The organism is Halomonas citrativorans (assembly GCF_014898005.1).
GTDB classification, from domain to species: Bacteria; Pseudomonadota; Gammaproteobacteria; order Pseudomonadales; family Halomonadaceae; genus Vreelandella; species Vreelandella citrativorans.
The window spans coordinates 1-23,512 of record NZ_JABUYX010000011.1 but is presented as its reverse complement, the minus strand read 5'-3'; the positions used below and the strand labels follow the sequence as shown (position 1 = coordinate 23,512).

Genomic DNA, 23,512 nt, shown 5'->3' with positions numbered 1-23,512 from the left:
CTAGTTTGTGTTAGCGGGATTTTTTGGTTAGGACTGTGCGAGGGTTAACGGTTCTGCGTTATGCTTTTTCTGACTATGTAAAGAAACGCTATAGAAGTTGATAAGAATAGGTTTTTAAAAGGTATTCAGAAAGTGCTAGGGCGGTAATCGTTGCTGCACAGAGGTTGTTCTTGGTGTTCTCTCTAAATTCTTCTTATAAAATATCGCAGCGATTTCAAATTCGTTATTAGACGCTATACGGTAGCGTCTATATTGAATTACCCCGTAAGCGCGTTAACGGTTCGGTCGTTTCGCGTTAACCGCGTATTTCAGGCCTTGCTAGGTCGATAGCACTGCAGTACCAGGTATTCGTTTGTACGGCTCCGGAATGGGGCAGCGAATACTTTCGTGTGCTGTATTGAGAGGGTCTTCCCGCTTGGACGTGTATTGGATCAGTAAGGCCATCACATATCACACAAACCCACTGTTCACTTCGCTGCTAGCCTGATGTATTCAAAGCATCCGCAAAGGGAGTATTGAATGCGATCAACGTATTTACATCAGCGGTTCACGGAGTGCGTACTTATCACCTTCATGTTGGCAGCCCTCGCTCTGATACTTTGGAAGCTCGTAGGGTTGTTGATCTTGATTTTTGGTGCGGTGGTGGGCGCCTGTGTTTTGCAAAGCTGCATGGCGCCACTACTAAACCGCGGCGTGCCGCGTTGGCTATCGTTGCTTATTGTGTTGGTAGTGTTGTGCGGTGGATTGGGATTCATGAGCTGGGGGTTCGGGGCACAGATTGCAGCTGAAATGGAGTCGCTTACGACCATGCTGCCTGAGGCGTGGGAACAACTACGAGAACGTCTTGAAGATTCGCAGTTGGCGCCCTTGATCGATAATGCCGTGGAAAATGCGGGAAGCATCATGCAAGGCGGTGTGTCTCAGGTCGGCATGATCGTGGTTTCAATGGGCGGCAGTATTATCAATTTGTTCGTGTTGATTGTTGGGATGGTCTATTTTGCGGCTCAGCCGGACTTATACCGCCGTGGTCTTTTATTACTGGCACCGGTTAAAAGCCGTCCGCGCTTGGGCGAGGCGTTGGATGCGAGTGGTAAGGCATTGCGCTATTGGCTAGGCGGTCAGGTAGTCGCCATGACGGTAACGGGCGTACTGGTGGGTATCAGCATGTGGCTGCTGGGCGTGCCAGCGCCATTAGGACTGGGACTAGTTGCCGGTCTTCTGGACTTTGTACCGTTGGTCGGCCCCATTGCCGCCGCTATTCCTGCCCTGCTGTTGGCGTATACGGTCAGCCCTGAGACGGCGCTCTTCGTACTGATGGCTTACGTTATTATTCAGCAGATTGAAGGTAATATTTTGCAGCCTTTGGTGCAGCAGCGTGCCGTCAGCCTGCCACCGGCGCTATTGTTGTTTGCGCTCCTTGCAAGCAGCACGTTGTTTGGCTTACCTGGCGTTATTTTGGCCGCACCCTTGGCGGTTGTTTTATTCGTAATGGTGAATCGTCTCTATGTGGCGCATGAAGACGACGATAAAAAAGAGCCGTAATTTTTCGTTAGCCCTGTAACGATTAGCCATAAATGATTTACCCCCTGTTGGCTGGGCGGTAAGCTTATAACGATTATCCACATCGACCAGAGCGCCTGTCTATCCACGGGCGCTTTTGGCGTTACCTATAGGTGAATTTATGTCGACGACGGCTGCCGCGACTCCGGCCAGTTATCGGGTACCACTACTGGCGACTGCGGCGATTGTATTAGGAGCGCTAACGATTGGCGTCATATTTGGCGCTAATACCGGTTTGCTAATGATTGTAGGCGGTCTGCTGGGCATGGTGTTGTATCACGCTGCCTTTGGGTTTACCTCTGCCTGGCGCGTGTTTATTACCGAGCGCCGCGGCCGCGGGCTGCGTGCGCAAATGGTGATGCTGGCCATTGCCGTGGTGCTGTTTTTCCCAGCGCTGGGTGCCGGTACATTGTTTGGTACGCCGGTGAGTGGTTTTGTCTCCCCTATCGGCATTTCCGTGCTGGTGGGCGCGTTTCTTTTCGGGATTGGTATGCAGTTGGGCGGCGGGTGCGCTTCAGGCACGCTGTTTACGGCGGGTGGCGGTAATGCCCGTATGTTGATTACGCTTGTCTTCTTTATCATCGGTTCGGTAATTGGCTCGGCGCATTTTGCGTGGTGGCAGCGTTTGCCAGCGTTTGAGCCGATATCGTTGATTGATATTGCAGGTACGACGGGCGGTATCGCCATCAGCCTGGTACTGTTTGTGGCGATTGCGGTGTTTACCCTCGTGATGGAAAAGCGTCGTCATGGTCAACTTGAACAGGTACCCATGGTTGAGAAACCCGCTACTCTGCGTTGGTTAAGCGGGCCTTGGCCGTTATTGGCGGGTGCCGTGGCCTTGGCGCTGCTGAATTTCGCAACGCTTGCGCTAGCTGGTCGCCCGTGGGGCATTACGTCGGCCTTCGCGCTTTGGGGAGCCAAGGTATATGAATTGTTCGGCGGTAGCGTAACGGGTTGGGGATATTGGCAGGCGCCAGGTAATGCGGCAGCGCTTGACGCTAGCGTGTGGAGTGATATGACGACGGTCATGAACGTCGGTATTATGTTGGGCGCTTTAATGGCTGCACATTTGGCCGGTCGGTTTGCGCCTAATTTTAGAATCCCTCTGCGCTCGGTGGTGGCTGCGGTAATTGGTGGCTTAATGCTGGGTTATGGCGCGCGCCTGGCGTTTGGTTGCAACATCGGTGCTTACTTCAGTGGTATCGCGTCGGGTAGCTTGCACGGTTGGGTGTGGCTGGTGGCTGCCTTTGCGGGCAATATTGTCGGTGTGAAGCTGCGTCCGCTGTTCTTTACCGGTGAAGCAGGGCGCCAGCCAGCGGCAAAAACCTGCTAATTATAACGTATTGATTTTCAGCTGCCCCGGCAAATGTCGGGGCATTTTTTTGGCTAGAGAAGTATGACTGTGCCACCTTTGTCGTAGTGACATGGTACATTATGTCGATAAACCGTAAACGCTTGAAATTGCTGCGATGCAGCGGTAATGGAAAAGAAGAGAGCCCCTATGACGACGAGTAAGCGCCCCTTATATATTCCTTACGCCGGTCCTTCCTTACTTGAAATGCCGCTATTGAACAAAGGCAGCGCGTTTACTCAAGAGGAGCGTTTGGCGTTTAACTTGATTGGTTTGCTGCCGCAAAATGTTGAAACCATTGATGATCAGCTAGAGCGCGCTTATCGGCAGTACCAGCAGTGCAATAGCGATCTTGAGCGCCATATTTATTTGCGCGCCATTCAAGACGACAACGAAACGCTCTACTTCCGCTTGGTATCTGAGCATCTTGAAGAGATGCTGCCGATCATCTATACGCCAACCGTTGGCCAGGCATGTCAGGAATTTTCCAATATTTATCGCAATCACCGGGGCTTGTTTATCGGCTACCAGGACCGCGATCATCTGGATGATATTCTGCGCAGCGCCACCAAGGATAACGTTAAAGTTATCGTAGTCACTGACGGCGAACGTATTTTAGGGCTGGGTGACCAGGGGATCGGTGGTATGGGGATTCCCATTGGTAAGCTGGCGCTTTATACCGCCTGTGGCGGTATTAGTCCGGCCCATACGCTACCCATCGTGATTGATGTGGGCACTAATAATCAGGCGCTGCTGGATGACCCCATGTACATGGGCTGGCGCCATAAACGCGTGGGCCAGGAAGAGTACAACGCCTTTATGGCAGCGTTCATCTCAGCGCTGAAGCGCCGCTGGCCGAATGTTTTGCTGCAGTTTGAAGATTTTGCCCAAGCCAACGCCGTACCGCTGCTTGAGCGCTATCGCAACGAGTTGTGCTGCTTTAACGATGATGTTCAGGGCACGGCATCCGTTGTCGTGGGAACGCTCATGGCAGCCTGTCAGGCGCGTGAAGAAAGCATTGCCCAGCAACGCGTGGTGTTTGTTGGCGGTGGTTCAGCCGGTTGTGGTATCGCCGAGCAGGTCGTGGTGGCCATGGAGGCCGAAGGTCTCTCCGAACATGAAGCGCGTGCGCGTATTTTTGTTGTCGACCGCGAAGGCTTGATGACGACGGATCAAGAGTGGCAGCGCGATTTTCAGCGTCGTTTGGCCCACGATCCTGCGCTGGTCGCGGATTGGAATGGCCAAGGGTTGGAAGAAACCATTGCCCAGATGAAACCGACTATTCTGGTCGGTGTTTGCGGTCAGCGTGGGATATTCACCGAGCAGGTGGTTAAAACCATGCATGCAGGCTGTGAGCACCCGGTGATTATGCCGCTCTCTAATCCAACGTCTCAGGCAGAAGCTGTTCCTGAGGATGTGATCCGCTGGACCGACGGCCAAGCACTGGTCGCCACCGGTAGTCCGTTTGCTCCTGTGGTGTATAACGGGCGCACATACCCCATTGCCCAGTGCAACAACGCGTATATCTTCCCGGGCATCGGGTTGGGCGTCATTGCTTCGAATGCAAATCGGGTGACCGATGAGATGTTGATGAGCGCGTCTCGTGCGCTGGCGCGTGAAGCACCCATCGTTAAAGAGGGTAAAGGTGCGCTGTTACCGCCGCTTTCGCGTATTCGTGAAATCAGCCAGTCGATTGCCTTTGAAGTAGCCGCCACTGCTCAGCATAACGGCGTTGCGCTAACGACCAGTGGCACCAAACTGCGCGAAGACATCGAGAAAGCAAGCTGGTCACCTGAGTATCGTACCTATCGCCGCCGCGCCGTTTAAACGAGCGCTCATAAAAAACCCCCACCGAGGTGGGGGCATACAAGCATTGGTAGGTATTACTTATGCGGCGCCGATCATTTTGCGCAGCACGTAGTGAAGGATACCACCATGACGGTAGTAAGCCAGCTCATTGACCGTATCAATTCGACACTTGGCATCAACGGTATGCTCTTTTTCACCGGTTTTAATCACTACCTGCACCGTTTTGCCGGGGCTTAAATCACTTAGTCCCGCAATGGATATCTCTTCATCGCCGGTTAATCCCAGCGTTTCGCGGGTTTCACCTTCCGGGAACTGCAGCGGCACCACGCCCATGCCGATCAGGTTGGAGCGGTGAATACGCTCAAAGGATTCCGCGAGAACCGCGCGAACGCCTAGCAAGCGCGTACCTTTGGCTGCCCAGTCACGCGAAGAGCCGGTGCCATACTCTTTACCAGCAATAACGACCAGCGGTGTGCCAGCCTCTTGGTATTTCATGGCGGCATCGTAAATCGCCATTTGCTCGCCACTGGGAACATAGCGCGTTTCGCCGCCGACCACGCCGTCCAGCATCTCGTTTTTGATACGTACGTTGGCAAAGGTGCCGCGCATCATGACCTCATGATTCCCCCGGCGCGAGCCGTAGGAGTTAAAGTCGACCGGCTTAACGCCATGTTCTTGCAGGTAACGGCCTGCGGGGCTATCCGGTTTGATCGCGCCTGCGGGTGAAATATGGTCAGTGGTCACCGAGTCGCCCAGCATGGCCAGAACGCGGGCATTGCTGACGTCCTCGATCGCATCTGGTTCGCGTCCCATGCCTTCAAAGAAGGGTGGGTGCTGGATGTAAGTAGATTCGGGCCATTGGTAGACCTGACTTTCAGGAACATCAATTGCCTGCCAGGTTTCATCGCCTTTAAATACCTCACCGTACTCTTTACGGAACATATCAGTATTTACTTTCTCGACGGCCTCGGCAATTTCGGCTTGAGAGGGCCAAATATCCTTTAGATAAACCGGGTTGCCGTCACTGTCCTGGCCGAGTGGCTCCTGGGTTAAATCACGCTGTACATTGCCCGCCAGCGCATAAGCGACGACCAAGGGGGGAGAGGCAAGCCAGTTGGTTTTGACCAGCGGATGAACACGGCCTTCAAAGTTACGGTTGCCTGAAAGGACCGATGCGACGGTTAAATCTCCCTGGTTTACCGCTTTCTCAATCGCTTCAGGCAGTGGGCCTGAGTTGCCGATGCATGTCGTGCAGCCATAACCCACCAGGTTAAAGCCCAGCGCATTCAAATCCTCGTTCAAGTTGGCCGCGGCCAGGTAGTCGGTGACGACCTTGGAGCCAGGCGCCAGCGAGGTTTTAACCCAAGGCTTAGTGGTTAGGCCTTTTTCACGCGCTTTGCGCGCCAGTAGGCCTGCAGCCATCATCACGCTGGGGTTGGACGTATTGGTGCATGAGGTGATGGCAGCAATGACCACCGCGCCCGGGTCCAGGCTGAAATCCTGGTCGTCAATGGTGACTTTCTGGCTGGAGGCGTGCTTGAAGTCCCCCTCAAGGCTGCGCTCAATGCCCACGGCTGTCTGGCCGCCTTCTGAGTCGAATTTGCCTTTTTCCGCGTTGGGCTGTGCCTTGGCATCCTCCTGCATGACTTTATTAAAGGCGGCGGCCATGTCTTTTAAGGCAACGCGATCCTGCGGGCGTTTAGGGCCAGCGAGACTGGCTTCCACTTCGGTCATATCAAGGTGCAGGGCATCGGTGAACACTGGCTCATCGCCTGGCTCACGCCATAAGCCCTGCATTTTGCTATAGGCTTCTACTAGCGCAATCTGGTCATCTTCGCGCCCGGTTAAGCGCATATAGTTTAGCGTTTCGTCATCGACCGGGAAGAAGCCGCAGGTAGCGCCGTATTCCGGGGCCATATTGGCAATGGTGGCGCGGTCAGCAAGCGGCAGGTCTTTTAGGCCATCGCCGTAGAATTCGACAAACTTACCCACAACCCCTTTTTTGCGCAGCATCTCCGTCACGGTGAGTACCAGGTCGGTGGCGGTAATGCCTTCTCGCAGTTTGCCGGTCAGTTTGAAGCCGATAACTTCTGGGATCAGCATGGAGACTGGCTGGCCGAGCATGGCCGCTTCCGCCTCAATACCACCCACGCCCCAGCCTAGCACGCCCAGGCCGTTGATCATGGTGGTGTGGGAGTCGGTGCCCACGAGGGTATCCGGGTAGGCAAATGTGATGCCGTCCTCTTCCTTGGTCCACACGCTTCGGCCCAGGTACTCAAGGTTTACCTGATGGCAAATGCCGGTGCCGGGCGGCACCACGCTGAAGTTATTAAAGGCCTGTTGGCCCCAGCGCAGAAACTCATAACGCTCACGGTTGCGCTGCATTTCAATTTCGACGTTCTCTTCAAACGCTGTCGCGTTACCAAACTTGTCGACCATGACCGAGTGGTCAATCACCAGGTCAACCGGGGAAAGAGGATTGATGCGGGCCGGGTCTTCACCCAGTTTTTCTACCGCTGCGCGCATGGAGGCCAAATCGACCACACCGGGTACGCCGGTGAAATCCTGCATTAATACGCGCGCCGGGCGATAACCGATTTCACGACTGGATTTGCCCTCTTTCTGCCAATCGACAAGGGCTTGCATATCGTCTTTTTCAACGCTTTCATCGTCGGCAAAGCGCAGTTGGTTTTCGAGTAAAATTTTGAGCGACTTGGGGAGTCGGTCAATGTTGCCAAGCGCATCGGCCGCCTTGGGAAGGCTGTAGTAGCGGTACTGTTTGCTACCTACTTCCAACGTTTGAAGCGTATCGGGTGTATTGCTCATGCCTTTCTCCTCTCATTGCGTTGCACGGTATGTCACGCCGCGAAACGGTCACAGTCTTCCTTTTTAGTATGGCTTACATAGTAGTAGGACATGGGTGTTTATAAAGGTTGATTCAAGGTGTCTTCGCCTAATAGTCAATACTTAACCTTGCAATAGCTTGTACTTGGCACCATTTCAGGCAAACTCTTTGCGACTTTATCAGCTAGACATTTACAAGGTGGTGTCATGGAAACGCGTCATGAACGTTTGATTATTCTTGGGTCCGGCCCGGCAGGTTATACAGCGGCCGTGTATGCAGCACGGGCTAACTTAAAGCCTTTGCTGATCACCGGAATGCAAGCGGGTGGCCAGTTAACCACCACGACAGACGTTGATAATTGGCCAGGCGATGCCCAAGGGGTACAAGGCCCTGAGCTGATGGAGCGGATGAAAGCGCACGCCGAGCGCTTTAATACCGAGGTGCTGTTCGATCATATCAATGAAGTTAGCCTTGATGAAAAACCGTTCACCCTCAAGGGCGACAGCGGTATTTACACCTGTGACGCGCTGATTGTGGCCACGGGCGCCAGTGCTCGCTATATCGGGCTACCGTCTGAGCAGCAGTTTATGGGCCAAGGTGTTTCAGCATGTGCCACCTGCGACGGGTTCTTCTACCGTAACCAGGAAGTCATTGTGGTGGGCGGCGGCAATACGGCCGTGGAAGAGGCGCTGTATCTCTCTAATATTGCGTCGAAAGTTACTCTGGTACACCGCCGCGACTCCCTTCGCGCGGAAAAGATCCTGCAAGACAAGCTGTTTGAAAAAGTCGAAGCAGGCACTATTGCGCTGGAGTGGTTCCAGGAAATTGATGAAGTACTGGGCGACAACACTGGCGTTACCGGCGTACGGTTGAAATCAACACGGGATGGCACGGTAAAAGAAATCCAGGCGCCAGGCCTCTTTATTGCCATCGGCCATCACCCCAACACCGGGATGTTTGAAGGCCAACTGGTCATGAACGGCGGCTATATCAAGGTGAATTCAGGGCTTGAAGGAAATGCTACCGCCACCAGCGTGCCGGGTGTGTTCGCGTGTGGCGATGTGATGGATCACATCTATCGTCAGGCCATTACTTCGGCGGGCAGTGGCTGCATGGCCGCGCTGGATGCCGAGCGTTATCTGGACGGTATCGCCTAATCAAGTTGTTCAAGAGGGGAAAGCCGCCTGCTGCTAACAGCTGGCAGGCGGCTCTGCAATACGAGCCTGGCCAAGCGTACTGAGTACCAGGCTCGCTCCCGCAGTGCTGCTGTGTGTGCTGGGGCAGATGGAGAACGTACTGTTAAACCCCGTGGCATGCCCGAGCGGGGTATATTTGATCCGCGCATGACCGTTCTTGCTAACGTTAACGCCGTTGGTGGATGGAAACACCCGGATTATCTCGTCTTTATGGATGCCACGGGTCTTGTCGGCGCTAACCACCATCAGTTCATTCCCCCAATCACGGGCACAAGCGCTGCGGTCAGCCGTCGCGGGGCACAAGGTAATATCGCGGTGCTGAGTAATGGCGGTACTGCGGGCTAACGTGAGTGCGGTTTGTAGTCGGTTCACTTCGCTGGTAACCGCAGTACGCTCACTCAGTGATTGAAGGCCGGGTATGCCCCAAGCCGCCAATATGCCTGCCAGAATCAGCACAATCAGCAGCTCAATGAGCGTAAACCCTTGAAGGTAGGTTGGATATTCGCTGTGCTTGTGCGTCATGCAGTCTTCCCTGTGACTTGACCTGCTCGGCCTCCTCGCTATGCTCACTGTCCGTATCCGGCCTGGGCCGGTCATCAAGTAAGCCAGAGTAGGCAATGCCTGTGAGCGATTTTCTAATTATTGGCGGCGGTGTGATCGGCATGCTGACCGCGTTGCAGTTAGCGGATGCCGGTCAACACGTCACTCTTGTTGAGCGCGGCATGTGTGGCAAAGAGGCCTCCTGGGCGGGTGGTGGCATTGTATCACCGCTCTATCCGTGGCGTTACGCACCGCCCATTTCGCAACTTTCTCGCTGGTCGGAAGGAGTTTACCCAACGCTTGCGCTACGTTTGCTGGAAGAAACCGGCATTGACCCTGAGTATCGTCAAAAGGGGTTGCTCTATTTAAATGTCGATGATGACGATAAAGCACTGCAGTGGGCGCGTCAGCTAGGCAAACCGCTGGTGCAGGTTAACGCTGATTTCGTGCAACAAAAAGAACCCGATGTTGCCATTGCCCATGAAAACGCCTTGTGGATGCCAACCCTTGGCAGTGTGCGAAACCCACGGCTTGGCCAGGCGCTGCGCGCTAAATTACTCGCCATGCCCAATGTAACGCTACGGGAGCAGTGCGAGGTGCATGGCGTGATACGCCGTGGCGGCCAGGTGGTGGGTGTTAACACCTCGCAAGGCGTGGTGGAGGCGGGGCGGTTGGTCGTGTGCGGTGGTGCCTGGAGTGCAGGGCTTTTGGCTACGCTTGACGTGGCGTTACCCGTACGCCCAGTGAAAGGCCAGATGATCGCCTACCAGGCGCCTGCCGGGCTTGTGCAGCGGGTCGTCTTGAAAGATGGTCGCTATGTAATTCCGCGCAGCGACGGTCTGCTGCTTGTCGGCTCCACCCTGGAAGACACCGGGTTTGATAAAGCTACCGATGAGGAGGCGCTGGCCTCATTAAAGCAGAGCGCTGAGCGTATTGTTCCCGCGTTGGCGGACTGCCCGGTTGCTTATCACTGGGCAGGCCTGCGCCCCGGCTCACCCGATGGCATCCCGTTTATTGGCGCACTTCCAGAGCTGCCCAACGTCTACGTAAACGCCGGGCATTACCGCAATGGGCTCGTGCTGGCGCCTGCTTCCACCCACTTGCTGGTGGACCAGCTGCTTGATCGGATGCCGTTGATTGATCCTACGCCCTACTTGCCGACGCAAGCACGGTTAAAGGGTTAAGCGCCGTCGTTTTTATCCTGTTGTTCTTGAAGATAACGGTCGCGATGGGCGCTGCAGCAGAACCACTGTTCGTGGTCGCGCAGTGCCTCGCTTTCCGGTACATGGACCTCACACCAGCGGCAGCGCACCATTTGGCCGCCTTCGTGACGGTTCAAGGCATTGCGCTTTGCGTCGCGGTCGAGTTTGTGCTGCCGATACATGCCGTAAAGCTTTAGGCCTGCGTAAAACAGCACAGCGAAAATTATCAAGCGAATAATCAAAAGGTTCATCCTTGCCAGTCCTCCTGAACGGAGCCGAAAACGATCAATGCGCATGCGGGCTTTGCCAGCAGGCAGTCCTTGCGGGACAATGCATTGACGCAGGTAATAATGTTCCAAGGATTCTCAAGAGATTTTAACGCCCATGCAAGATTTAACGCTGGTAATGGCCCAACTCGATCCGCTTGTCGGGGATATTCCCGGTAATGCGGCGCGCGCTATTGAAGCCGTGCGCGAAGCGCGCATTGAGCATGGGGCAGATATTGTTATCTTCCCTGAGCTGTTTTTGTCCGGTTACCCACCGGAAGATTTATTGCTGCGCCCCTCTATGGAAGCACGGTTGCGCGAAGCGCGGGCCAAAATGGCAGAAAAGGTCGCCCGCGACGTGCTGGTGATTATTGGTTATCCGGGGACCCGTGAAGGCAAGTGCTATAACATGGCGGGCGTGCTGTATAACGGCCAGTGGGAGGCCGAATACGCCAAGCAAGCGCTACCCAATTACCAGGTTTTCGATGAGCAGCGCTACTTTACCCCAGGCACAGAGCCGTTGGTGTATGAGCATAAGGGTGCCAAGCTCGGTCTTTTAATTTGTGAGGACCTGTGGGAAGGCGCGCCTGCACGGGCTGCCACCGCTGCCGGGGCGGAAGTGCTGATTAGCCTGAACGCCTCCCCTTATCATCAGGATAAACCAGACGAACGGCTCCGCTTGCTGGAGCTGCGCGCGCAAGATGTAAGCCGCCCGATTGTGTATGTGAATACCATTGGTGGCCAGGATGAGCTGGTGTTCGACGGCGGTTCCAGTTGTGTGGATGCACAGGGCCAGCTAAAAGTGCTTGCTCCGTATTGGCAGGCAGGCTTAATGCCGGTGCAACTGCTGCAAACCAGCGCCTCTACCTGGGAGCCGCAGTCAGGTGAAATTGAGCCGGATGCCGAGCCAGAAGAGAGCCTGTACTGTGCGCTGGTAACGGGGCTGCGTGATTACGTCAATAAAAGTGGCTTTGAAGGCGTGGTGCTGGGTCTTTCCGGCGGAATCGACTCGGCGCTGTCCTTGGCGATTGCGGTAGACGCACTGGGCCCACAGCGCGTTCAGGCAGTGATGATGCCGTACCACTACACTGCGGATATCTCTCGGCAGGATGCTGCCCTTCAGGCAGAAATGCTTGGCGTGCATTACGACATTTTGCCTATCGAGTCCATGGTCGATGCCTTTATGGCGACGCTTTCGGAAAGCTTTACGGGCACTGAACGTGATACCACCGAAGAGAACCTCCAGTCGCGCTGTCGGGGCGTACTGCTGATGGCACTTTCCAATAAGAAAGGCCTGATGGTACTGACCACCGGCAACAAAAGTGAAATGGCGGTGGGCTATGCCACGCTGTATGGCGACATGGTGGGTGGCTATAACGCCATCAAGGATGTCTATAAAACCTGGGTATACCGCCTGGCCCGCTGGCGTAATACGCAGTCTCCTGCTATTCCTGAGCGCGTCATTGAGCGTCCGCCCAGCGCAGAGCTTGCGCCTGACCAGCAGGATAGTGATTCGCTACCGGATTACGATGCGTTGGACGCCATCCTTATGCGCTATATAGAAGGTGATATGAGTGCTGAAGCGATTATCGCGGCGGGTTATGACCATGAAGATGTGTATCAAGTGGTCAAGCTGGTAGACCGCTGTGAGTACAAGCGCCGCCAGGCACCGGTGGGCGTGCGCGTTACATCGCGCGGCTTTGGCCGCGACCGCCGTTACCCCATTGTTAACGGCTGGCAGCCGGGCGATTAACAGGTATTAGCGTAACGCCAACTAAAAAACCACGCCGAGGCGTGGTTTTTTGGGAGGGTAAACCGTACTGTCATCAGTCCATTGCGTTCATTTTAGTGCTTGGGTACAAAGCGGTCGCCTTGAAGTTGCTCGTGGTCGGGAGCATTTTCACGCAGTACGATGATGACTTCTTGAGCGCGATCGTTCATGCCCAAACCCTGATAACCCTCGATCATAACGGCCAGTGCGTCGCGGGTGGCATTGGATTCGGGGTAGTTTTCGATCACCCAACGCCCACGCTCGACAGCGGCCAGGTAAGCCCCACGGCGCAGGTAATAGTCGGCAACATGCAGTTCATGCTGGGCCAGCAAGTCGCGCAAATAAATAATGCGCTGCTGCGCATCCGGGGCGTATTCACTTTGCGGGTAGCGCTGGATCAGTTCACGGAAGTCGTTATACGCATCACGCGAGGCGCCTATGTCGCGCTTGGAAATATCAATTAAGCGAAGGCGCTCAAGGCTGAAACGACCCGCCTGCCAGGCAGAAAGTCCGCGCAGGTAGTAGGCATAATCAACCTGCGGGTGGTCGGGGTGCAGGCGAATAAACCGACTGGCGGCGGCGCGTGCTTCTTCCCAGTCACCGTTTTCATAGTAGGCGTACACCAGCTCTAATTGCGCCTGTTCAGCATGGGGGCCGAAAGGATAGCGTGTATCCAACGCTTCCAGCCGCTCAATCGCAATGGGGTAGCGATTGCTATCCAGCGCGGTGCGAGCAAGTTCGTAGAGCTCACGCTCTTGCACTCCGGAAAACTCATCTTCTTCTTCCGGGGTCGTGTCATTACTGGCGCAGCCTGCCAATAAGGCAAGACTTAAAGCAAGGGCACCAAAGCGGTTGGCAGCAGAAAAAACGCGCATCATCATCCTCGTTGCAAACAAGCCTCAATCACCGAAAAGCGACGATGGCCATAAGTAGAAATGGTAGAATAGGTCGCAGTAAGCCCACTATAAATCACCTCGACGCAAAACGCAGGCTTAGTGGCGTTTTGTCGAGTGTTGTCAAAGGAAATAACGTCATGCCCCGGATAGTTGAAGCCATGCAGCGCGTGCCCGCAACACTTGCAGGTGCACGGTTGGATCAAGCAGCGGCGGAGTTATTCAGCGATTACTCACGCGAGCGCCTGAAAGCATGGATCAACGCGGGTGAGCTAACCATCGATGGCGCCCAGGCCAAGCCGAAAGCGAAGCTGCACGGTGATGAAATGCTGGTGCTAAAGGCCACCATTGAAGAGGATCTGCGTTTTGAAGCGCAGGACATACCGCTGAGCATTGTCTATGAAGATGATGCCGTGATGGTGATCAACAAACCCACCAATATGGTGGTGCATCCTGCGGCGGGCAATCGTGATGGCACTTTGCTCAACGCGCTGCTTTATCATCACCCGGCGCTTGCTGAAGTGCCTCGCGCGGGGATTGTTCACCGCTTGGATAAAGATACCACTGGCTTGATGATGGTGGCTAAAACCATTCAAGCGCAAACGGCCCTGGTTGAGCAACTGCAGGCACGCAGCGTATCACGCCAGTATGATGCGGTGGTGATCGGTAAGCTCGTGGCAGGCAGCACCATTGATGCGCCTATTGGCCGCCATCCTAAAGACCGTAAACGCCAGGCTGTCACCAACGCTGGTAAACCTGCCGTGACCCACTTTCGCGTTGTGGAGCGTTTTCGCGCGCATACGCACGTTCGCTGTAAGCTGGAAACCGGGCGCACGCATCAGATACGCGTGCATATGTCCCATGCCCGTTACCCATTGATTGGCGACCCGCTCTATAGCGGACGTGCCAAGCTGCCACCTGGTGCTGCCGGACCGCTTAAGGAGATCCTGCGTGAGTTCCCACGCCAGGCGCTGCATGCCCGCGAGCTAAGCTTTGTGCACCCGGTGAGCGGTGAAACGCTGACTTTTTACGCCGATCTGCCCGATGATCTACTAATGTTGTTGGACTACCTGCGCGAAGACAGTGAGACCATGCAATGAGTGATGCCATTGATTTACGGCCAACGCTACTAATACCGGATTGGCCTGCGCCTGATAATGTGCAGGCCTTTGTGAGCACCCGGGAAACGGGCCCTAGCCAAGAAGAATTTGCCGCTTTTAACCCCGCCTCTCACGTCGGTGATAACCCTGAGCATGTGGCGCTTTGCCGCCGCTTGATGCAAAAAGAGATTGGCGATGAGCGCCCGCTGCTATGGCTAAATCAAACGCATGGCGCGCGCGTTCAGCAGGGCTACCAGGCCGACGTGCCAGAGGCCGATGCTGCCGTCGCCACCTCCAATGAATACGCCTGTGTCGTGCTGACCGCAGACTGCCTGCCGGTGATGTTTTGTAATCAAGCCGGAACGCAAGTGGCGGTTGCTCACGCCGGTTGGCGCGGGCTGGCCGGAGGCGTTTTAGAGGCGACAGTGGCCGCCATGAATAGCGAGCCCGAGGGTATTCTCGTATGGCTAGGCCCGGCTATTTCCAATGCTCAGTTTGAAGTTGGGCCGGAAGTGTATGGCGCCTTTGTTGCCGTACACCCAGAAACTGCGGAAGCGTTTGACCATAGTCCCTATCGAATGGGGCACTACATGGCCGATTTGTACCGGCTGGCGCGGTTTCGCTTGGAAGCGCTCGGTGTTGAACATATTAGCGGTGGGCACTTCTGTACGGCCTGCGAATCGCGTTTTTACTCTTATCGGCGTGATGGCGGTACGACGGGGCGCATGGCCAGTGTGATCTGGATCAAAAAATAACCAGGTTGGCATTATCTCCTCTTGAAAACGGCGGAACTAGCACCATTTAACTTACAAAGCTAATATTTATTAGGAAAGTGGACAGCAGTTTTTTCCGAAACGCCGTGCGTTCGGGCGCAGGGCTAATCCAAGAGGCTCACTATGCGTTTTGATAAGTTTACTGCCAAGCTTCAGGCCGCTATTGCTGAAGCGCAATCCTTGGCCGTTGGCCGCGGTCATAACCAGTTAGACCCTTCCCATCTTCTTCTTGCGCTACTGGATACCAAGGATACGGGTATTAAAGCCCTGATCGAAAAATCCGGAGGCTCAAGCTCGCGTCTGCGTGATGGGTTAGTGCAGCAGCTTGATAACTTACCTAAAGTAAGCCAGTTCGATGGCGAAGTGCAGCCATCACGGGATTTCATTAAATTATTCAACCTGACCGACCGTGAAGCACAAGCGCGTGGCGACCAGTTCATTGCCAGCGAACTCGTGCTGCTGGCGGCGCTGGAAATGAATGGCCCGCTTGCCAAGTTAATGAAAGAGGCGGGCGTTAACCGGGAGTCCCTTGAGGCGGCGATTAATAGCCTGCGCGGTGGGGCAAGCGTTGATGATCCTAACGCTGAAGATCAGCGGGAATCGCTCAACAAGTACACCCTTGACCTTACTCAGCGCGCGCTGGATGGCAAGCTTGACCCGGTGATTGGCCGTGATGATGAAATCCGCCGCACCATTCAGGTATTGCAGCGCCGTACCAAAAATAACCCGGTTTTGATTGGCGAGCCTGGCGTCGGTAAAACGGCGATTGTTGAAGGGTTGGCGCAGCGTATCGTTAATGGTGAAGTGCCGGAAGGCTTAAAAGACAAACGCGTACTGTCGCTGGATATGGGCTCGCTGTTAGCAGGTGCCAAATTCCGCGGTGAGTTTGAAGAGCGCTTAAAGTCGGTTCTTAAAGAGCTTGCCCAGGAAGAGGGGCGGGTCATTCTGTTTATCGATGAGTTGCACACCATGGTCGGCGCCGGTAAGGCGGAAGGCGCGATGGACGCGGGCAATATGCTCAAACCTGCGCTTGCACGGGGTGAGCTGCACTGCGTAGGCGCGACCACGCTGGACGAGTATCGTAAATATATTGAAAAGGACGCGGCACTTGAGCGTCGGTTCCAGAAAGTGTTGGTCGATGAGCCGACGGAAGAAGATACCGTGGCCATTCTGCGCGGCTTAAAAGAGCGTTATGAAGTGCACCACGGCGTGGATATTACCGACTCGGCGATTATTGCTGCGGCGAAGCTTTCCACTCGCTATATCACTGATCGGCAGTTGCCCGATAAAGCGATAGATCTGATTGATGAAGCGGCTTCGCGGATCCGTATGGAGCTTGATTCCAAGCCCGAAGCAATGGACCGCCTGGACCGGCGTTTAATCCAGCTCAAGATGGAGCGGGAAGCGCTTAAAAAAGAGACCGACGAGGCGACTAAAAAACGCCTTGAAGCGCTTAACAACCAGATTCATGAGTTTGAGCGCGAGTATGCCGACCTGGATGAAGTCTGGAAGGCAGAAAAAGCCAGTATCCAAGGCTCGGCTCAGTTCAAGGCAGAATTGGAGCAGGCGCGCCTTGACCTGGAACAGGCGCGACGGCAGGGCGATTTAGGACGCATGTCGGAAATTCAGTACGGGCAAATCCCTGAGCTGGAAAAGAAAATTGCCGAAAGCGGTGAAAGTGAAGCCGATATTACCAAGCACCAGCTGCTACGCTCCAACGTGACGGAAGAAGAAATAGCAGAGGTGGTATCGCGCTGGACCGGCATTCCAGTGTCCAAAATGCTGGAAGGCGAGCGCGATAAATTGCTGCGGATGGAAGATGCTCTGCATGAGCGGGTCATTGGCCAGGATGAGGCAGTTGAAGCTGTTGCCAACGCCGTGCGGCGCTCACGTGCGGGGTTGTCCGACCCTAACCGGCCGAACGGTTCGTTCCTGTTCCTTGGGCCTACCGGGGTGGGTAAAACCGAGCTTTGCAAGTCATTGGCCAACTTCCTGTTCGACACCGAAGAGGCCATGGTGCGTATTGATATGTCGGAATTCATGGAGAAGCACTCCGTGGCGCGGTTGATCGGTGCGCCTCCCGGCTATGTAGGTTACGAAGAGGGCGGCTATTTAACCGAGGCGGTGCGCCGTAAACCTTACTCCGTGCTGTTGCTGGATGAGGTGGAAAAGGCCCACCCGGATGTTTTCAATATTCTGCTGCAGGTATTGGAAGATGGTCGGTTAACGGATGGCCAGGGCCGCACGGTGGACTTTCGCAATACAGTGATCGTGATGACCTCCAACATGGGCTCAGACATTATTCAGCGCATGGGCGGTGACGTCAGCGCTGATAAAGAAAGTGCCTATGAGGACATGAAAAACAAGGTCATGGAGGTGGTGGGCAATCACTTCCGCCCTGAGTTGATCAATCGGATTGATGAAGTGGTCGTCTTCCATGCCTTGGGCCAGGAGCAAATTCAGGCAATTGCAGGCATTCAACTGGAGCGCTTGAGAGCCCGCTTGGCTGAGCACGATTTAGGCCTTGAGGTGAGTGATGACGCTATGGCGCAGCTGGCGGTTGTTGGGTTTGACCCTGTCTATGGCGCGCGGCCACTCAAACGTGCTATTCAGAGCCGGATCGAGAATCCGCTGGCGCAAGACTTGCTGGCAGGCAAGTTTTCACCCGGCGATGTCATTCGGGTGAGTGCCTCGGACGGTAAGCTTGCGTTTAATAGCTAACCGCCCACTGATAATCAGACGTTCCTGGTTATAACCATATGCCCCGCTCGGCCTTGCCAGCGGGGCTTTTTTTGTCTCAAATCGCTCCTTTGCACATTCATCGGGCATTGATGGTTGACATGCCAAGAGCCTAATGGAATCTTATCTGTTCCTGATTTGCGGGCGCGGACCTACGGGTAACCCCTTTTCACCGCGCGAAGGGTAGGCGTAAGCCTTTACCCGCCGAAGGACTTCCGGGTTTGAGCTAACCGCTCAGCCTGGCCAACGCCCCGACACGGCAATCAGCCGTGAAAGAGAGCCACTGATGTATGTTGTCATGGATCAGTGCCTCTCAGAGAGTGCAGGCCCTAACCGGGCCGTATGCCAGGGTTTGGCATCAGGTGCCGGCATGGGCCGGCAGCGGCATACCGCCGCACTCGACACCGCAGGATGTCCTGCGGATCGCACTCGAGACCTCCAGGGGAGAAATACAGTGGAACTGCTTTCCGGCGCAGATATGATCGCCCGCTTCTTGAAAGATGAGGGCGTTGAGTACATTTATGGTTATCCCGGCGGCGCGGCGCTGCATATTTATGATGCGCTGTTCCGCCAGGACGATGTGAAGCACATTCTTGTGCGTCACGAACAAGCGGCCACGCATGCCGCCGACGGTTACGCCCGCGCCTCGGGTAAGCCAGGTGTGGTGCTGGTCACATCAGGGCCTGGTGCAACCAATGCCGTTACCGGTATTGCGACTGCCTATATGGATTCCATTCCGATGGTGGTGCTGTGCGGCCAAGTGGCCAGCCATCTGATTGGCGAAGACGCCTTCCAGGAAACCGATATCGTGGGTGTCACCCGGCCTATCGTGAAGCACAGCTTTTCGATTCGTCATCCGTCTGAAATTCCGGAAGTGCTTAAAAAAGCCTTTTATCTGGCTTCTACCGGGCGCCCCGGCCCTGTGGTGGTCGATATTCCCAAGGATATGACCGCGCCGACCGAGCGCTACGAGTACATCTACCCGAAAAAGGTCAAGCTGCGCTCGTATAACCCGGTGACACGTGGCCATACAGGGCAGATTAAAAAAGCCATTGAGCTAATGCTCAAAGCCAAGCGCCCGGTGTTTTATACCGGTGGTGGTGTAGTAACCGGTAAGGCCAGTGAAGGCTTAACCGATCTGGTCAAAAAGCTGGGTTTCCCGATTACCACCACGCTGATGGGCATTGGCGCGTACCCGCAAAGTGATCGTCAAAGCCTTGGCTGGCTGGGCATGCACGGCTCTTATGAGTCCAACATGGCCATGCACCACGCTGATTTGATTATCGCTATTGGTGCACGCTTTGATGACCGGGTTACCAACAACACGTCGAAGTTCTGCCCCACGGCGAAAATTATTCACGTCGATGTTGATCCCAGCTCTATCTCTAAAACCGTGCGTGCCGATGTGCCTATCGTAGGGCCTGCCGCTAGCGTTATTAATGAGATGATTAGCCTGGTTCAGGGCCATCCCATTGCGCATCCTGAAGCACTTGCTGAGTGGTGGGAAAAGATCGACGGCTGGCGTGCCGAGCGTAAAGGCAAGCTTTACGAGCCCTCCAAGCCAGGTGAAGCGTTAAAGTCGCAGGAAGTTGTTGAAGCGCTGTGCCGGATAACGCGCGGTGAAGCATTTGTTACGACCGACGTAGGTCAGCACCAGATGTTTGCGGCTCAGTACTACAAGTTTGATAAGCCCAACCGGCTGATTACCTCAGGCGGTCTTGGCACCATGGGCTTTGGCTTCCCGGCCGCCATGGGGATCAAGCAGAACTACCCGGACGACGACGTCGTGTGTGTTACCGGGGAAGGCAGCTTCCAGATGATGATGCAGGAACTTTCCACCTGTAAGCAGTACGGCGTAGGTGTCAAAATTCTCAATCTGAACAATGCCTCGCTAGGCATGGTGCGTCAGTGGCAGGACCTGAACTACAAGTCACGTCATGCGCACTCTTATATGGAATCACTGCCTGATTTCCATCTGTTGATTGAGGCTTATGGATTTACCGCGATTACCGTCACTACTCAGGATGAGCTTGAACCGGCGCTTGAGCGTGCGTTTGCCGACAAGCACGAACTGGTGTTCCTTGACGTGAAGGTGGATCCTTTCGAGCACGTCTACCCGATGCAGGTGCCGTTAGGCTCCATGCGCGACATGCTGCTGTCTAAAACGGAGCGTACCTGATGCGACATATCATCTCGATTCTGTTGGAAAACGAACCGGGTGCGCTGTCACGTGTGGTCGGCCTGTTTTCCCAGCGTAACTTCAACATTGAAACGCTTAACGTAGCGCCTACGGAAGATGCGTCGCTTTCGCGGTTGACGGTGACCACGGTTGGCGATGATCGTGTTATTGAGCAGATCACCAAGCACCTCAACAAGCTGATTGATGTGGTGAAGCTGGTTGACTTGACCGAAGGCAACCACATCGAGCGTGAGCTGATGATGGTGAAGGTAAAGGCATTGGGGGCTGCCCGCGATGAAGTGAAGCGTACCGTGGATATTTTTCGGGCGCAGATCGTCGATGTCACACCTAATCTGTATACCGTGCAGATTACCGGTGATGCCGCCAAGTTGGATGCTTTTCTGCAGGCCATGGCGCCAGTAGGGATTCTTGAAGTAGCACGTACCGGCGTTTCTGGTATTGCGCGTGGTGACAAGGTGCTATCGATTTAATTACCTGATCACTGCACGTTTAGCCAAGCCGTATTGCTCGACTCAAAAGCACCGTCTCGCCGAGGCGGTGCTTTTTATAATCGATTAGCGTTCGCTAATCGCAGACCAAAGCGCCTCAATAAGCGGATTTTTTAAACGCCGATTTAGAACGCAAAGGCCCACGTCATAGTGGGGCAGCTCAGGTTTTACGTTTAACATGCGAACGCGGTTGGCAAGCGGGCTGTTATCCAACACGATTTTGGGAACCACGCCTACGCCAAAGCCCAGCCCCACCATACTAACAATCGCTTCGTGCCCGGCCACCTGAGCGTAAATTCGTGGCGTGATACCCATCGCTTTAAACCAAGTGTTGGCGTACTCCCGCGATAAGCCTGCTTCAGAAAGAATCATGGGCACTTGCTGCCACTGCGCTGCCGTGGAGCTTTCAGGGAAGCTGGGTAGCCAATCGCACGGTTCGTTAGGCGCAATAAACACCAGCGGTGAACGTGTTAATGACTTAAACGCCAGCGCATTAGGGGGAATGCGGGGGCGCGGCGTAATCGCCATATCATCGTCACCCTCCATTACTCTTTTCATGGCATTCGCCGGATCACCGGTATGCAGCTTTAACTCAATACCGGGATGACGTGTTCGTACATCGCTTAATAGCTCATACAGAAAGCTGTAACTGGCAGTTACTGAGCAGTAGATGCTGATCTCACCGCTCAGCATGGTCGCTTCATTGGCCAGGCGACGCTTGGTCATTTCCCACTGTTCTAACGTTTCGCGTGCGTAGTGCTGAAAACTGAGCCCTTGGGGAGTCAGTGCGACATGGCGGTTGTCACGCTCGAACAGCCGAGTGGCCAACTCTTCCTCCAACTGCTGAATAGAGCGGCTAAGCGTCGAGGGGCTAATGTGGCTCAACTCGCTGGCGCGGCCAAAATGGAGCGTGTCAGAAAGCGTGACAAAGTGCTTCAGTAAGCGAAAATCCATGCCAGTACCGTCATTTCAATATGTGAAATAGTTTGTTGCAAATACAGCGTTTTACGCAAATATGCGTGTGTCGTAAAGTTGCTTGACGCTTTACCAGCGCTGCACTAGACGGCGCGGTGGCCATCAGCGCTGACACGCTACTATAACAACGTAATGACTAATAATGGTTTTCTGAAACCTCGCTTACGGTTGTCACGGTAAAAATGGTGACCTTTTCCTGGTTTAAGACCAAAAGTCACTGCAGATGAAATTGCCAGATAAGCCCTAAACTGCATGATGCTCTGGATCACGGTCAGTTGGTTGGCAAATCCAGGGTTAGTGTTTTCAAGCAGTAGGTGCTTACTAACTTGGTGACGGGGTGCGCTTTGGCGCACCCCGTTTGTTTTATAGGGCTAGCCGTCATGCATTTTTGTCTACGTGCGGTAATTGACTGGCTGACTAAAGCTCACCGTGTAGAATGAAAGTGTTCACTATTTGTGGCTTTTTATTAAACGGATGACACCTATGATTCAGGACGCTCGCGATCAAGAGCAGGCCAGTACACCCCAGCCCGAAAACCACGACCAGACTCAAAAGGTCGACAATGAGGATTTAGCTGCCGCCTTTCTACGCGACACAGAGATCGTCGAAGATGCGGTAGAGGATGGCAAGAAAGTTCGCCGCAAGGGAATCTACTTACTGCCCAACCTGTTTACTACGTCCGCTCTGTTTTCAGGCTTCTTTGCCGTTGTCGCCGGTATTAACGGTGATTTTACGTCGGCTGCAGTCGCTATTTTCATTGCTATGGTGCTGGATGGACTGGATGGCCGCGTTGCGCGTATGACCAATACGCAAAGCGAATTTGGGGCTGAGTACGATAGCCTGGCCGATATGATTTCCTTTGGTATGGCGCCTGCGCTTGTCGCGTTCACCTGGATTTTGCAGGATATCGGGAAGACCGGCTGGGTGGTCGCGTTTCTCTATGTCGCCTGCGCGGCACTTCGCTTGGCACGCTTTAATGTACAAAACGGAAGTGTTGATAAGAAGTGGTTTATCGGCCTTCCTAGTCCATCAGCGGCAGCACTAGTGGCTGCGTGTGTTTGGACCTTCCACAGCTTTGATGCGGATGCGTTTGGCTTCAAGCTGTTGATGTTGGTCGTTGTGGCGGCCGCCGGCATTCTGATGGTCAGCAACATCCGCTATTACAGCTTCAAAGATCTCGACTTTAGAAAGCCCGTACCCTTTGTAGTGTTGCTGGCCGTTGTATTGGGGTTTGTCATGATTTCGGTTGAACCGTCCGTAATGCTGCTCTTGCTGTTTGGTGCCTATGTGCTCTCAGGCCCGGCGTATGCGCTTATGCGCAAGGCAAAACCTAAAAGCTGAGCTTTTTAACTGAACTTTTTGAAACTATCTTTAAAAAGGCCTTGCCAAACCGGCAGCGAATCCGTAAAGTACGCATCCGCTGCCGGGGACGCCCAGCGTTACCAGCGGTGAAGAAGGTGAAAACCTTCGGTTTGTCAGGAAGTTAGCGAGGTTTAAGTCGCTTGCTTCACCCGCTGAAAACAACGGTTGACAAACATCAGGAAATGCGTAGAATACGCCTTCCTCGCTGAGGCAAGCGGCTCCGGTCATCGAGTCGAGTGTTGGTAGTCTCAAGCGAAACAGCTCTTTAACAATTTGATCAGGTAATTCATGTGGGCGTTTGCCGATGAGGGTGACAAGTCACCAAATATCAAGGCAAGCGCACAAGAAGAATTTTCGAATTCTTCAAATTCGTTTGAACCTTGAGCCAGGATTGATTCACCTTTGTCACTTTCGAGTGACAAGCAAGAATCACACTGATTTT

18 protein-coding genes are annotated in these 23,512 nt (G+C 54.3%); 12 read left to right on the top strand and 6 right to left on the bottom strand.

Annotated elements, in window-relative coordinates:
* Positions 1 to 519 precede the first annotated feature (519 nt).
* The 3 genes from INT20_RS11395 (at position 520) to INT20_RS11385 (ending at position 4,738) form a co-directional block, all read left to right on the top strand.
* Positions 520 to 1,542, top strand: coding sequence for an AI-2E family transporter (locus INT20_RS11395; protein ID WP_193054718.1), 1,023 nt, complete (start codon positions 520 to 522; stop codon positions 1,540 to 1,542).
* A gap of 139 nt (positions 1,543 to 1,681) precedes the next feature.
* Positions 1,682 to 2,893, top strand: a complete 1,212-nt coding sequence (locus INT20_RS11390) for a YeeE/YedE family protein (protein ID WP_193056965.1) — start codon at positions 1,682 to 1,684, stop codon at positions 2,891 to 2,893.
* A 168-nt stretch (positions 2,894 to 3,061) separates the two neighbouring features.
* Positions 3,062 to 4,738: an NAD-dependent malic enzyme gene (locus INT20_RS11385; protein WP_193054716.1), complete on the top strand. Its 1,677-nt coding sequence runs from the start codon at positions 3,062 to 3,064 to the stop codon at positions 4,736 to 4,738.
* A gap of 60 nt (positions 4,739 to 4,798) precedes the next feature.
* On the opposite strand, the gene acnA is transcribed toward INT20_RS11385, so the two are convergent.
* On the bottom strand, positions 4,799 to 7,546 hold the full coding sequence (acnA, locus tag INT20_RS11380; protein ID WP_193054715.1) for an aconitate hydratase AcnA: 2,748 nt from the start codon (positions 7,544 to 7,546) through the stop codon (positions 4,799 to 4,801).
* 225 nt (positions 7,547 to 7,771) lie between these two features.
* On the opposite strand from acnA, the gene trxB reads away from it, so the two are divergent.
* Entirely contained in the window at positions 7,772 to 8,722 is a 951-nt protein-coding gene (trxB, locus tag INT20_RS11375) for a thioredoxin-disulfide reductase (protein ID WP_087107294.1), read from the top strand.
* Positions 8,723 to 8,755: 33 nt separating this feature from the next.
* Here the strand turns inward: trxB and INT20_RS11370 are convergent, their stop codons facing one another.
* Complete coding sequence (locus tag INT20_RS11370; RefSeq protein WP_193056964.1) at positions 8,756 to 9,283, bottom strand: GspH/FimT family pseudopilin; 528 nt, start codon at positions 9,281 to 9,283, stop codon at positions 8,756 to 8,758.
* Positions 9,284 to 9,384: 101 nt separating this feature from the next.
* Here INT20_RS11370 and thiO point away from each other — a divergent pair, with 101 nt between their 5' ends.
* Positions 9,385 to 10,485 carry a glycine oxidase ThiO gene (gene thiO, locus INT20_RS11365; RefSeq protein WP_193054713.1) on the top strand — a complete coding sequence of 367 codons (1,101 nt, stop codon included), beginning with the start codon at positions 9,385 to 9,387 and terminating at the stop codon, positions 10,483 to 10,485.
* Here thiO and INT20_RS11360 read toward each other — a convergent pair.
* A complete protein-coding gene (locus INT20_RS11360; RefSeq protein WP_193054712.1) occupies positions 10,482 to 10,754 on the bottom strand; it encodes a PP0621 family protein in 273 nt (90 codons plus the stop codon). The genes thiO and INT20_RS11360 overlap by 4 nt on opposite strands.
* 133 nt (positions 10,755 to 10,887) lie before the next feature.
* On the opposite strand from INT20_RS11360, the gene INT20_RS11355 reads away from it, so the two are divergent.
* Positions 10,888 to 12,522, top strand: coding sequence for an NAD+ synthase (locus INT20_RS11355; RefSeq protein WP_193056963.1), 1,635 nt, complete (start codon positions 10,888 to 10,890; stop codon positions 12,520 to 12,522).
* A 92-nt stretch (positions 12,523 to 12,614) separates the two neighbouring features.
* Here the strand turns inward: INT20_RS11355 and INT20_RS11350 are convergent, their stop codons facing one another.
* Entirely contained in the window at positions 12,615 to 13,415 is an 801-nt protein-coding gene (locus INT20_RS11350; protein ID WP_172118945.1) for an outer membrane protein assembly factor BamD, read from the bottom strand.
* Positions 13,416 to 13,573: 158 nt separating this feature from the next.
* Between INT20_RS11350 and rluD the strand changes: the two genes are divergently transcribed.
* The 5 genes from rluD (at position 13,574) to ilvN (ending at position 20,715) form a co-directional block, all read left to right on the top strand.
* Complete coding sequence (rluD, locus tag INT20_RS11345) at positions 13,574 to 14,533, top strand: 23S rRNA pseudouridine(1911/1915/1917) synthase RluD (protein ID WP_193056962.1); 960 nt, start codon at positions 13,574 to 13,576, stop codon at positions 14,531 to 14,533.
* The gene (gene pgeF / locus INT20_RS11340) at positions 14,530 to 15,288 is read left to right on the top strand and encodes a peptidoglycan editing factor PgeF (RefSeq protein WP_193056961.1); all 759 of its coding nucleotides are present in this window, start codon (positions 14,530 to 14,532) and stop codon (positions 15,286 to 15,288) included. Before rluD ends, pgeF begins: the two co-directional genes overlap by 4 nt.
* 141 nt (positions 15,289 to 15,429) lie before the next feature.
* Positions 15,430 to 18,027: an ATP-dependent chaperone ClpB gene (gene clpB / locus INT20_RS11335; protein ID WP_193056960.1), complete on the top strand. Its 2,598-nt coding sequence runs from the start codon at positions 15,430 to 15,432 to the stop codon at positions 18,025 to 18,027.
* Between the two features lie 472 nt (positions 18,028 to 18,499).
* Positions 18,500 to 20,224 carry an acetolactate synthase 3 large subunit gene (locus tag INT20_RS11330; RefSeq protein ID WP_172118948.1) on the top strand — a complete coding sequence of 575 codons (1,725 nt, stop codon included), beginning with the start codon at positions 18,500 to 18,502 and terminating at the stop codon, positions 20,222 to 20,224.
* The gene (gene ilvN / locus INT20_RS11325; RefSeq protein ID WP_172118949.1) at positions 20,224 to 20,715 is read left to right on the top strand and encodes an acetolactate synthase small subunit; all 492 of its coding nucleotides are present in this window, start codon (positions 20,224 to 20,226) and stop codon (positions 20,713 to 20,715) included. The genes INT20_RS11330 and ilvN overlap by 1 nt, the downstream gene beginning before the upstream one ends.
* A gap of 84 nt (positions 20,716 to 20,799) precedes the next feature.
* Here the strand turns inward: ilvN and ilvY are convergent, their stop codons facing one another.
* Entirely contained in the window at positions 20,800 to 21,687 is an 888-nt protein-coding gene (ilvY, locus tag INT20_RS11320) for an HTH-type transcriptional activator IlvY (protein ID WP_172118950.1), read from the bottom strand.
* A 504-nt stretch (positions 21,688 to 22,191) separates the two neighbouring features.
* Between ilvY and pssA the strand changes: the two genes are divergently transcribed.
* Complete coding sequence (pssA, locus tag INT20_RS11315) at positions 22,192 to 23,049, top strand: CDP-diacylglycerol--serine O-phosphatidyltransferase (RefSeq protein ID WP_087107270.1); 858 nt, start codon at positions 22,192 to 22,194, stop codon at positions 23,047 to 23,049.
* A gap of 269 nt (positions 23,050 to 23,318) precedes the next feature.
* Here pssA and INT20_RS18085 read toward each other — a convergent pair.
* On the bottom strand, positions 23,319 to 23,512 hold a 194-nt coding region (locus INT20_RS18085), incomplete at its 5' end, for a hypothetical protein (protein WP_226912145.1).